General features: G+C 53.4%; 12 protein-coding genes. 10 read left to right on the top strand and 2 right to left on the bottom strand.

Annotated elements, in window-relative coordinates:
• Position 1: 1 nt before the first annotated feature.
• Positions 2-769 carry a tRNA (guanosine(37)-N1)-methyltransferase TrmD gene (gene trmD, locus SNR34_RS10655; protein WP_486181863.1) on the top strand — a complete coding sequence of 256 codons (768 nt, stop codon included), beginning with the start codon at positions 2-4 and terminating at the stop codon, positions 767-769.
• Between the two features lie 180 nt (positions 770-949).
• Positions 950-2,191, top strand: coding sequence for a hypothetical protein (locus SNR34_RS10660; protein ID WP_486181864.1), 1,242 nt, complete (start codon positions 950-952; stop codon positions 2,189-2,191).
• Between the two features lie 81 nt (positions 2,192-2,272).
• On the opposite strand, the gene SNR34_RS10665 is transcribed toward SNR34_RS10660, so the two are convergent.
• Positions 2,273-3,208, bottom strand: coding sequence for a polysaccharide deacetylase family protein (locus SNR34_RS10665; protein ID WP_236417804.1), 936 nt, complete (start codon positions 3,206-3,208; stop codon positions 2,273-2,275).
• 360 nt (positions 3,209-3,568) lie between these two features.
• On the opposite strand from SNR34_RS10665, the gene rplS reads away from it, so the two are divergent.
• The 8 genes from rplS (at position 3,569) to SNR34_RS10705 (ending at position 10,530) form a co-directional block, all read left to right on the top strand.
• On the top strand, positions 3,569-3,910 hold the full coding sequence (gene rplS / locus SNR34_RS10670) for a 50S ribosomal protein L19 (protein ID WP_236417803.1): 342 nt from the start codon (positions 3,569-3,571) through the stop codon (positions 3,908-3,910).
• A 316-nt stretch (positions 3,911-4,226) separates the two neighbouring features.
• Complete coding sequence (gene lepB, locus SNR34_RS10675) at positions 4,227-4,844, top strand: signal peptidase I (protein ID WP_236417802.1); 618 nt, start codon at positions 4,227-4,229, stop codon at positions 4,842-4,844.
• A 41-nt stretch (positions 4,845-4,885) separates the two neighbouring features.
• The gene (gene ylqF, locus SNR34_RS10680; protein ID WP_236417801.1) at positions 4,886-5,749 is read left to right on the top strand and encodes a ribosome biogenesis GTPase YlqF; all 864 of its coding nucleotides are present in this window, start codon (positions 4,886-4,888) and stop codon (positions 5,747-5,749) included.
• 506 nt (positions 5,750-6,255) lie between these two features.
• A complete protein-coding gene (locus SNR34_RS10685) occupies positions 6,256-6,957 on the top strand; it encodes a ribonuclease HII (protein ID WP_486181865.1) in 702 nt (233 codons plus the stop codon).
• A gap of 27 nt (positions 6,958-6,984) precedes the next feature.
• The gene (locus SNR34_RS10690) at positions 6,985-9,030 is read left to right on the top strand and encodes a DNA ligase (RefSeq protein WP_486181866.1); all 2,046 of its coding nucleotides are present in this window, start codon (positions 6,985-6,987) and stop codon (positions 9,028-9,030) included.
• The gene (locus SNR34_RS10695; RefSeq protein ID WP_486181867.1) at positions 9,027-9,335 is read left to right on the top strand and encodes an EscU/YscU/HrcU family type III secretion system export apparatus switch protein; all 309 of its coding nucleotides are present in this window, start codon (positions 9,027-9,029) and stop codon (positions 9,333-9,335) included. Before SNR34_RS10690 ends, SNR34_RS10695 begins: the two co-directional genes overlap by 4 nt.
• Positions 9,329-9,730, top strand: a complete 402-nt coding sequence (locus SNR34_RS10700) for a YraN family protein (protein ID WP_486181868.1) — start codon at positions 9,329-9,331, stop codon at positions 9,728-9,730. The genes SNR34_RS10695 and SNR34_RS10700 overlap by 7 nt, the downstream gene beginning before the upstream one ends.
• 248 nt (positions 9,731-9,978) lie before the next feature.
• Positions 9,979-10,530, top strand: coding sequence for a nitroreductase family protein (locus SNR34_RS10705; RefSeq protein WP_339277443.1), 552 nt, complete (start codon positions 9,979-9,981; stop codon positions 10,528-10,530).
• A 175-nt stretch (positions 10,531-10,705) separates the two neighbouring features.
• Here SNR34_RS10705 and SNR34_RS10710 read toward each other — a convergent pair whose 3' ends face one another.
• Entirely contained in the window at positions 10,706-12,307 is a 1,602-nt protein-coding gene (locus tag SNR34_RS10710; RefSeq protein WP_339277445.1) for a YifB family Mg chelatase-like AAA ATPase, read from the bottom strand.
• Positions 12,308-12,425 lie beyond the last annotated feature (118 nt).

Here is a 12,425-nt window from a genome sequence, read left to right on the forward strand (position 1 = left end):
GATGAAGGTCGATGTACTGACGTTGTTCCCGGAAATGTTCGAAGGTGTGTTTGGTTCAAGCATTTTGGGCAAAGCCCAGGCAAAAGGGCTGGTTTCCCTGAATGCCGTCAATTTTCGGGACTATGCCAACAACAAACATCATACGGTGGATGATACCCCTTATGGCGGCGGAGGCGGAATGGTGCTTAAGCCTGATCCGATCTTCGCAGCCGTGGAGGATGTCGTGCAGCAGCGGGGACCTGAAGGGAAACGGCCGCGCATCATACTGATGTGCCCGCAAGGAGAGACCTTCACGCAGAAAAAGGCGGAAGAACTCATGCAGGAGGATCACCTGATTTTTATATGCGGCCATTATGAGGGTTACGATGAACGAATTCGCGAATTCCTCGTCACGGACGAGCTGTCCATTGGGGACTACGTGCTGACTGGAGGCGAATTGCCGGCCATGGTGGCCATTGACAGCATTGCACGACTTATTCCGGGCGTGCTGGGCAATGAAACGAGTGCGGTGACCGATTCGTTCAGCACGGGGCTGTTGGAGTACCCGCATTACACCCGACCGCCGGAATTCAGAGGCATGAAGGTTCCGGATGTGCTGCTGTCAGGACATCATTCGAATATCGAAGCCTGGCGCAGGGAGCAGTCGCTGCTCCGCACGCTGGAGCGCAGGCCGGACCTGCTCGAAACGGCGGAGCTGTCCAAGAAAGAACGCGAGTGGCTGGACAAGCTTCGTTCGAAGAAACAGGAAACCGGATCAGGGGACCGATGATCGGTCCGGAGATTCTCCATAGCGTGGATCAAAAGAGCACATCTTGCATTGGGCAAGGTTGCTCTTTTTTTTGGATAGGTTGTTCTCCCTTTTCTCAAAAAGAGGTTGTAAATAATGGTAAAAATGCTTATCGTTTAATGTGAAGTTGATGGACCGAACAAATGGGGAGGCGGAAATGACATGAACGACCAAACGCATGAGGTGGGCAGAGTCGATATCAGCCAAGCAGGCCTGCGCTGCAAAATGCTGCTTGGTGACCTGAACGGCGATGGCAGGTTGGAGATGCTGCTGGTACAAGCCGATGGCGGGATCGATGATCGTTATGTTCCACATCAGGTACGTTGTTTGACGGCGTATGACCTGACCGGAGAGCTTTTATGGCAAGTAGGGTCTCCTGATCCGGATGCAGGCGGACCGGGATCGGATTATCCGGCCCAAATTGCGGACTGGGATGGAGACGGCAGCAATGAAGTGGTTTGTGTCATGGAGAAGCGATTTCTGGTGTTGGACGGGTCTACGGGGGAAATCAAAGAAAGCCATGCCTTACCCGGCGAGCAGGCGCATGATTGCATTATTTTGGCGAACCTTACGGGTGAACCACAGAAAATGGACGTTATTTTAAAAGATCGTTATAAAACGATGTGGGCATTGAACCATGAGTTTGAACTGTTGTGGAAGCATGAGGGCAACACGGGGCATTTCCCCTGGGTGTATGACATCGACGGTGACGGGCGGGACGAAGTGATGGCCGGGTATGACATGCTCGATCATGATGGCACGTTACTGTGGTCCTGCAGGGACCTGGAGGATCACGCGGACTGCATCTGGTTTGGCGACGTGGATGGCGATGGAAAGACCGAGATTGTCATCGGGGGAAGCGTGACGGTAATGATGGATCTCCAGGGTAACGAGAAATGGCGTTATACCGGTTCAATCGAATCGCAGCACGTTGCGCTCGGAACGTTTTGCGATGGCCTGAAAGGCTTGCAGGTGGCGGGATTGGACCGTATTGTTCGCGGGGACGAACAGGGTCTTGACGGCATGTTTTTGCTGGATGCTGCGGGTCAAGAAATATGGAAGGAGAACCGGACGACCCGCGGCTGGCTTACGATCATCGAGCCTGTACGTAAGTGGGACGACAGCGGGCTTGATTATATTTTAGCTTATCGCAGGGGAGGGGGCGTGCTCCCGTCATTGATCAACGGAGATATGGAAACGGTTGCATCCTTTGGCAAAGAGGGGTATGCGGTTCATGCGGACCTCTGCCAAAGCGGACGCGAACAGGTCATTATTTACGATGCGCTGGAAGCTGTCATCTATTCGAGCTCCCCGTTAAGCCTAGAACAGGCCCAGACCGAAAGAGCCCAGCCACAGTCCAAACGACTGTATAGCTCGACTCTTTATCCGGGTGGGGAAGTATAATGATCACGATGCGGGACATGCTCTTCGTAGGAGAAGTATATCCAAATGTACAGCATTTCCGAGTGGTTGGAAAAGGAAGAATTAGTCCCTCTTTTGTTCGGGTTGAAGCAATGTGGATAGATCCGTGTCTGTTGTTACAGTTAACCTTGGAAGCTTCATGGGGTTGTCTCCAGGCCGCACAAACCCGGGACGCACCGAGAACGCCATGCGGTAACCGTTTTGTTGAAGCTTATAGATCATTTGCGTGCTGGTGTAACCAAAAGGATAAGCCAGATATGGCGTATCGATCCCGGCAATCTCTTTCATCTGCTCGATGTCGCCGTTCAGGAGGGTGGTATCCAGTCCGACCGGTACGCTTTCGCCGCAGCGCATGAAGCCTTTGTGATGAAGGTTGTAAGTATGGCTGTTGAATTCAAATACGTCCGAAGCCGCTTGCATTTCCTGTTTGGATATGAATGATTTCTTGGCCGGATCAAAATGGACGGGACGCTCCTCGATTTTGCTGCCGATCACGAACTGGGAAGCATGAAAATTGTACTTTTTGAGTATGGGATACCCAAGGGTATAGTTGTTCTGATAACCGTCGTCAAAAGTGATAACAATGGATTTTTGGGGCAAGGAAATCTGGCCCTTCACGTATTGTTCCAACTGTTCCAGCGTCACGGTCTGGTATCCTTCATCGTGCAAAAATTTCATGTTTTGCTCAAAAGCCTCGAGAGTGATGATCGATTTGTTGCCTGGTTCGCGATTATCCGCTTTGGGTTCTATGTAATGGTACATCAGTACCGGAACCTCGGTTGCCGTCCCGGGCTGAACCTTAAATGATGGATCGAGTTTCGGAACATTGGAGTAATCCGGATGGGAGATGAGAAATGCTTTCCGCTTCACCATGTCCCACGAGGTACATGCCTTATGGGATAAAGCATTGGTGGGATGATTGACTGCATATACGTACAATGTCACAAAACATGTAAGTGCAGCGAGCAGGGCGAGCATGATTTTTTTGATTGGTTTCATAATGACAAAGCTCCTTCTATTGAAAATCCGCGCATCGACAAAGTGCTTGTTGCCGACAAGCTCTATCATAGACGAATGAATCGAAGAGAAAGTTACATTATTGTGATTGCTCCACTTCATGGGGAGCGGATATAAGATGGATTCGGGTGTTTATACAGGTTTTTAAGTTGTGACAAATCATTGTTATCGGTATTTTTGGTTTAATATGCATAATTTTTTGGAGATATCCTTGTGTTTTGAATTTGTGCATGGTACAATATTTCTGTTGTGTGGAATACGGCGGTCCTCTATGGATAATGATGGAGACATCGTAGTCTCCGGAAGAAGTATGAACGCCTGTACGGAAGGAGGGAGTCATAGATGAATATCGTCCAAGCGATTACTCAAGAACAACTTCGCAAGGATGTGCCAAGTTTCCGCCCTGGTGACACTTTGAAAGTGCACGTTAAGGTTATCGAGGGAACTCGTGAGCGTATCCAGTTGTTTGAAGGTGTTGTGATCAAGCGCCGTGGTGGCGGAATCAGTGAGACTTTTACGGTTCGTAAAATTTCTTACGGTGTAGGTGTGGAAAGAACATTCCCGCTTCATTCCCCAAAAATCGATAGAATCGAAGTGGCTCGCCGTGGTAAAGTGCGTCGTGCGAAGCTTTATTATCTTCGTGAACTGCGCGGTAAAGCAGCGAGAATTAAAGAAATTCGTTAATATAACGGATAACGGAGAGGGCTTGGAAACAAGCCCTTTTCGTTTTTGTCTGGGAAAAGTTGAACCGGAGGTACACTTCCGAGTAAAATGGTATAGCGACACATGCGCAAAAGTCCGGGAGGCTTTGTAAAATCAGTTATTTTCGTAAGACATGGGGATAGCATCGCCATACAAATGCACATAGATGCTTACGTTTCGATTTACATAACTGATGGTCGGCATCACTGCTTGCATGGAAGGACAACGATCGTGAGCGGCAGTATGCTGAATGTGTTATTGGCTGTAAACATGTACCGTGAAGAGAGGAAGATCAGTGATGGAACAAGAAGTTCAACAGGACCACGGCAAACCTGCCGAAGAGAATGGCAGTCGATCCAAGAAAGCCAAAAATGAAATCGTGGAATGGATCAAAGCGATTGCGATTGCATTGGTTTTGGTCGTTTTGATTCGTTGGCTGCTGTTTAAGCCGTTTGTGGTGGACGGGCCTTCGATGCAGCCGAATTTTCATACCGGCGAACGGGTGATCGTCAATGAAATTTTGTACGACATCCGCGAACCGAAACGCGGTGAGGTTATCGTCTTCCACGTGCCTTCGGAAGGCCGCGATTTCATTAAGCGCGTCATTGCCGTTGCCGGCGATACGGTTGAAGTCAAGGGAGATACCGTATTGGTGAATGGAGAAAAAGTGAATGAAACCTACATTCAGGGCGCGATTGATGCTGCGGAAGCAAATGGGGGAACCTACAACGTGAAGGACTTCCCGAATGAGCAGTTCCCTGACGGAAAGGTGCCTGAAGGTCACGTTTTCGTGATGGGGGATAACCGTCCGAACAGTACGGACAGCCGAATGATCGGTTATGTGCCGCTTGGCGATATCGTAGGTCGCGCAGACGTGATTTTCTGGCCGATCAGCGACGTGAAGTGGATTAACTGATCCAGGGATGATTTTTAAGTAAACAACGAGGTGAAGACAAGGTGACGATACAATGGTTTCCAGGTCATATGACCCGAGCCAGACGCCAGATTCAGGATAAGTTAAAGCTGATTGACGTGGTCATCGAACTGCTGGATGCCCGTCTGCCTGTCTCCAGCCGCAATCCGATGATTGACGAAATTTTGCAGGGCAAGCCAAGAATGATTTTGCTGAACAAAGCCGATCTGGCCGATCCGAAAGTGACGCAAGAATGGATTGCCTATTTCAAAGAGGAAGGCATTACTGCATTTCCCGTAGATGCCTCGACAGGCACCAATGTGAAGGATATTCCGGCACAGGCCCGATTGCTGCTGAAAGAAAAGATCGAACGCCAGTTGGCCAAAGGTATGAACCCCAGAGCTATCCGCGCCTTGATCGTGGGCATTCCGAACGTCGGCAAATCGACGCTGATCAACCGGCTTGCCGGACGCAACATTGCGGCAACGGGGGATCGTCCGGGCGTAACCAAAGGGCAGCAATGGATCAAGGTTGGCAAGGAAATGGAATTGCTGGATACACCGGGCATTTTGTGGCCCAAATTTGAGGATCAGAACGTCGGTTATCGCTTGGCGGTAACGGGGGCCATCAAAGAAGAAATTTTGAATGCCGAAGATATCGCCTTTTTTGCCATCGGCTATCTCATGCGTTATTACTGGGAGGCACTTGAAGAGCGTTTTGATCTGCAGGAGTTCTCGCGGAATGCGGACGAGTCGGATGACGTCATTGCCATCATGGAACAGGTCGGACGCAAACGCGGCTGCATCGTCAGCGGCGGGCGCGTGGATCTGGAAAAGGCGTCCCGAACGTTCCTGAGGGAGCTGCGTGCAGGCAAAATGGGGCGGTACTCGATGGAAGCACCATACTAAACCATATGCAAGATGCCGAAAGAATCGGCCGTTACCGGATTGTCGGGAACGGCCGATTTTTGCGTTTTATATTCCCCGGGGCTCTCGATCCGGTCTGACAGATCGAGCGTAAATTCAAATAGGGGCAGATTTTGTTCGGCAGGCTTGCAAAAGATGGAAATGGGTCTTACATATATTCAGCGTATTTCCATGCATGGTATGATGAAGAGCAGGGCTGTTCGTGGGAACGAGGGACAGGATATATTCAATTTTAAGCATAAGTGACCGATAAAATAAGAAATTGATCGTGACGGGATGAACGGGCAGAACGAGTCTGGAGAAGCGAGGCATTGCCTAAAACGTTCTGAAGGAAATCTGCATCGAAAGCGGCTGCCGATCCCTGGATTCCCCTTTAAACCATATTTTGTGAAAACAATTGAAAGGATATGGCGTCTAAAGAAAATAGGGTGCCGTAACCGTATATATGATTTGCCAGGAACAAGCATGGGCAGAGGAGAGGATATGAAGTGACTGAAAATATGGAGTTTGACGAGCTGATTCATCAGCATGCCCGAACTGAACCCGCACATAACGATGCAGACAGCGATTCGACGGACTTGCTGTTCTATGAACGGGAATATTGGGCAAGCGGTTTTGGACACATTGCCGGCATCGATGAGGTGGGACGCGGCTGCCTGTTCGGGGACGTGGTCACTGCGGCGGTGATTTTGCCGCCAGGACTGATTCTGGAGGGCGTGAACGATTCGAAAAAGCTGTCCGAGAAAAAACGCGATGCCTTGTATGAAATCATCATGGAAAACGCAGTGTCCGTCGGGGTAGGATTCGTGGACGCGGAAACGATTGATCGCATCAATATCAAGCAGGCGACCAGGCTGGCCATGAAGCGGGCTGTTGATGCGCTTGACCAGACGCCGGACTATTTGCTGGTGGACGCCGAAAAAGTGGATGTCCAGATCCCGCAGTTGTCGATCGTTAAAGGGGACGCGAACAGCCAATCCATCGCGGCAGCGTCCATTATAGCCAAGGTGACCCGCGATCGGCTGTGCCAAGGGGAATGGAACAGGTTATATCCGGACTATGGTTTGGCTGTACATAAGGGCTACGCCACGAAATTTCATCGGGAGCAAATCATGCTTCTTGGCGCTACGCCAATGCATCGCAGAAGCTTCTTGGGCAATTTGATCGGGGAGCAGCCTACATTGTTTTAATCTAGAAGCACGAAAGGAGGGGGAATTATGAATATCAGCTCGATGATTCGCGGAATTTTAGGGGATAGCAAGCCTGGAAATGCCAAGCCGCTTGAACTCAAGGAAGGCCAAGTGGTACGGGGGTCGGTCGTCAGCGTCTCGGAGGACGGCGGAGATGCCGTCCTGCAAATTCAGGGAGTTCAGGTGCGGGCAAAGCTGGAAACACCGCTTCGTGCGGGTGAAACGACGCTGCTGCAAGTGCAGCCGCCCGGTGAAAACGGCATGACGGTGATGAAGCCGCTGGCCGGTTCGTTGTCTGAACTGCCGCAGGCTTCCATGAATCAATTGCTGCAGGACGTAGGCCTGCCGGACACAAAAGGCAATCGTGAGCTGCTGATCGCGATGCAGCGCAGCGGATTGCCCTTGACCAAGGATAATGTGACCCTGGTTCAAAACATGCTTGCGGCCAAACCCGCCCAAGTTCCGGCAGAGGAATGGGTTCAGGCGACGGGAATTGCATTTCAGAGAGGATTGCCGGTGACGGCGGAAACGGTCAAAGGATTGCATCAGGCCGTGTTTGGGCCGCCTCTGCATCAACTGTTAAGCGGTTTGACGGAGCAGCTCGAATCAATGTTGTCGCAGATGTCTGGCAAAACGCCGGGGAAGAATGGAGAGGCGAACGGCAAGGTTGTGGCTCCGACGACGGCTGCGCCGATGACGAGCAGTGCGGAAGCTGCGGATAACGGGACCGCAGCAGGCGGAAGCCGCGCTGCCGGAGGACCGGCTGCGGCAGCGCAACAGGCGGGGGCGGCTCCGGCGGGCGCGGCGACAACGGTAAATGGAGCCGGAGAGGCTCCGGCAGCTGCGGCGAAGCCGGGGACGCAGCCGGGCGTGCCCGGGACCGAAGCCGGAGGCGCGAAGGCAGGGACGGTGGCCGGCGGCGCTGAGAACGCCGGCAAAGGCGGTATTCCGGCAGGCACCGGAATACCGGGATCGAGTCCGCAAGATATGGATGCGGACTCGCCGGGGTTGGGCCGTCCGGCGGGAACCGGGACGGCAGGTGAAGCAGCTGGCCGCGTGATCGACGGTCAGCCCGGGGCGGCCGGGCGTGCAGCCGGCCGCGGGGAAGCGCCTGCCGCAGCCGCAGCAGGCCCGGCATCGCCTGCTGCGGCGCAGGCGGCGCCAGCAGCGCCTACGGCAGCGGAGCTGGCGCCCCGGCTGCTGGCGCTGCTGGATGCGCTGCGCGGCGCATCCACGGCCGCACCGGCTCAGCCAGGTGCGGCGTCCCAGGCCGCCCCTGCCGCGCAGCAGGGCGGCCAAGCGGCTGCGGCTGCCGGAGGCTCGCCGCAGCCCGTGCCAGCCGGCGCGGATGCGCCGCCGGCTGGCCCCGCCGCAGCCCCTGCGGGCGCTGCGGCAGGGCACGCGCCTGTCACCCACGAGGGGGACCCGTGGGTGGGGCGCGTGCTGAAGCTGCTCGGTGCGGAGCACGAGCAGCAGGCCGTGCACGGCGCGGCTGCGCAAGCGCGCGCCGGAGAGGCGGCGAGTCCGGCTGGCGCGGACTCGCTGAAGGGCCTGCTGCTGCAGCTTGCAAGCAGCGATGGAGCTCCGGCGGCTCTGAAGGATGCCGCCGTCCAAGCCGTTCAATATCTTACCGGTCAGCAGCTGCTGCTGACGACGGACCGAAACGCTACGTTTGCACAGATGCACTGGTTTATCCCGATAATCGGTCCCGATGGTGAAGAGACGGCTTCCGTACAAATCCAGTCCCGCCGGGGACAACGCGGCGAGCTGGATGCAGCAAATTGCCGGCTGTGGTTTGACCTCAACATGAAAAACCTTGGTCCTACGCTCGTGGACGTACAGGTCGTTAACCATATCGTCAGTTTGCGGGTACTTAACGATCGGGAAGGGATGGGACCGCTGCTGGAAGGTGGACGACAACTCATCCATCAGGCGCTTGATCAGCTGGGGTATCAGCTGCTAAGCTTCCGGACGGAGCCTTGGCCTGCAGATAAAGAGCCTGGAGGCGAACGGAAAGTTAGCGCTTCGGATTATAGTCCTGACCGATACAAAGGGGTGGACGTGAAAATATGAAGGATGAGGTTCAGCCCATTGGGTTGTCCAAAAGAGCCGTTGCGCTGAAATACATTCCGGGAGAGACGGATGCTCCCGTTGTTGTAGCCAAAGGACGAGGCAAAGTTGCGGAAGCCATTCTGGAAAAGGCAAAAGAAAACGGGGTTCCCGTTCAGGAGGACGCCGCCCTGGTGGAAGTGTTGTCCAAACTCGATTTGGACGAGCAGATTCCTGCCGAGCTGTATCAACTGGTGGCGGAAATATTGACTTATATTTACCGTGCCGATCGGATGGCTTCTGCGCAAGAGGATGGAGACGCATGGTAAACGACAAGTCGAATCCATCCAAGGCAATCAGGCTCACGCGCCAACAAAAAGGCAGGATTGGAGAAGAGGCGGCTTTAGCTTGGCTCAAGGAGCAAGGATACCTGATTCTGGAACGCAATTGGCGTTGTCGAAGCGGCGAGATTGATATCATCGCGCAGCTGGATGGGCTGGTCATTTTTGTGGAAGTACGGAGTCGAAGCCATGTCTCCAAATTCGGAACGCCCCAAGAATCGGTAGATGCCCGTAAAATGCAGCAGGTTCGTTCAACGGCTGCGGTTTACCTGCAAAGCCGGGAGACGGCATCTCAGCCGCAAGTTCGTTTTGACGTGGTCGCTGTGATGCTGGATCATCGCGGAACGACCGTTTCGGTGAATCATATCGTCAATGCGTTCTGAGAGGCCATGGTGTGACCAAGCGGCACACGCATAAGAGAATTTGATAGAGGCATGTCCGAGGCAGAATCCTTGTCACTCGGACCAAGCCTCTTTTTATTGTAGGTGTTTTGAATATGCTCGCTGGCTGGGTGTATAATGGAGCAGCATGGCGTACGATTTAAAAAACAGGAAATGATCTCGCATATTTGATTGCCGGACTTCGCTCTCAAACCCATTACCATATCATTGGCAGGAGGTATCCTATTTTTATGAACCATTCCATTCAAACCCATAACGTTGTAAGAGAGACCATTCAAAACCGCCGTACCGTCAAAAAATTCAAACAAGAAGCGGTTCCGACTTCCACGATCGTTGAGCTGCTGGACACGGCCGTGTGGGCACCGAACCACAAATTGCGGGAGCCATGGAGATTTGTGCTTTTCAACGGCGAGGGCAAACAGAAGCTTGCCGATGCCATCGATGCAGAGATGGGCGAAGACAACAAGTTTTCGGCCAATATCAAACAAGTGCCTGCCGTGCTTCTGGTAGTATTGAAAGAGGACCCAAGGCAAAACGTATGGGACGAGGATTTCGCAGCCGTGAGTGCACTGGTGCAAAACTTTATGCTGGCCGCCTGGAGTGAGGAAATCGGAACGTTCTGGGTAACGAAGCCGTTCCTTTACGCTCCGAAATTCCGCGAATTATTGGATATTGAGCCGGGGGAAAAAATTATCGGTATGGTTTATCTCGGGTATCCCGAAGTGATTCCGCCTGCCCGGGAGCGGACGCCGGCCAAAGAAAAATTAACGCTGTTCGAATAATCTTCGCGAAGGCGATGAGAATAGTGTAACAGCTTCTACTGCTGAGTCTCATTTGTTAAACGCGCAAATCATAATTAGCCCCAGCTTTCTAGCAGCCTTCGGTCATGAAGGTTTCATAAAGCAAGGGGCTTTTTTGCGTTGAATTTTCCTGGGTTAAGCCTTGTATCCCTTCAAATCAAAACAGGTTCATATCCAACTGCCGATATTGAATGGCTTCAGCGACATGTGCCGTCAAGATGACGCCTTCGTGATCGAGATCGGCGATCGTTTGCGCCATTTTGATGATCCGGTCATGGGCGCGCATGCTTAAATGCAATGCTTGCAACGTATGCTGCAACAACTGCTCTGCTTCTTCAGGCAGCCGTACAGAACGCCGAAGCAGCCTGCCGGAAAGCTGGCTGTTCCAGCGAATGCCGCTTCCGGCATAGCGTTTTGCCTGGATTTGATGGGCACGCACGACATTGGCCTGCATTTCGGCGGATGTGGGAGAAGGCGCAGAATGTTTCCATTCGCCGGGTGGCGGCACTTCAATCTGAAGGTCGATTCGATCCAGCAGCGGTCCGGAAATTTTGGCACGGTAAGCCGCGACGCGAGACGGAGGGCAGATGCAGCGTTGTTCCTCGCCTCTGGCGGTTAAATACCCGCACGGACATGGGTTCATGGAACAAGCGAGCATGAACTGGGCAGGGAAGGTGAATGCTGCCCTCGCCCGGCTTATGGTCACCTTATGATCCTCGAGCGGCTGCCGCAACACTTCAAGCACCTGGCGGTGAAATTCCGGAAGCTCGTCAAGAAACAGGATGCCCCTGTGGGCCAAACTGACTTCCCCGGGCTTGGGTATGCCGCTTCCTCCGATCAAACCCGACGTCGATATCGTATGATGGGGCGAACGGTAGGGCCGTTCTGTCACAAGTCCCGATGCGGCTTCTTTCAGTTTGCCCGCAGCGCTCAAAATTTTGGTCACTTCCAGCGCTTCTTCGTCAGATAATGGCGGGAGGATGGTTGGAAGCCGCTTGATCAGCATCGTTTTGCCCGTCCCGGGAGGTCCAACGAGCAAAATATTATGCATCCCGGCAGCAGCGATCATGAGCGCCCGTTTGGCATGATGCTGCCCAAGAACGTCGGCGTAGTCATCGCGTAATGCTGCGGATGCGGCATGTTGTCCGAAATCCATTGGCCCCGTGCCATTGGCAGGAGATTCGAGATGCGCATAGTTATGCAGCTCCACCGGACCTGCGTCCGGCGTGGTTCCTCTGCCTTCGGAACCGGGCTCATGTGCATTCGGAGCGATATGCTGAAGATGCCGAATACCATGCACCTGTATTCCGCTGATCAGCGAGCCTTCCGCAAGATTATCGGCAGGCAGGATCACGGAGGTAAAGCCTTGCCGTTTGGCCAGATCAACCATGGCGAGCACGCCGGGAACGGGCCTGACCGATCCGTCCAGAGCCAGCTCGCCCACAATTAATGTTCGTTCTTCTGCTGGAAGCACCAATTGTCCGCTGGTTACGAGAAGGGCGATGGCAATCGCAAGATCGAACGAGGAGCCTTCCTTGCGAAGGTCCGCCGGCGCCAGATTGATGGTGATGCGCTGCAACGGATACTGGTACCCGCAGTTTTTGATGGCGGCACGAACCCGTTCGACAGCCTCGCGGATCGCCGAGTCCGGCAAACCTATAATCGCGGTAAGCGGCAGGCCGTTGGACAAGTCTGTCTCCACTTCGATGAGCATCCCGTCGATGCCGTACAGACAGGCGCTGTGCAATTTTCCGTACATAAAAAGAAACACCCCATTTCGTGTGTTGGCTGCGCATAAAGCGGCCGATTCGCGAATGAAGGTGCTTCCTAATCATCTATTAAGCATTGTATATAAAAGGAAACCGAGCGTCAACTCC

It is taken from the genome of Paenibacillus sp. XP01, from assembly GCF_057364885.1.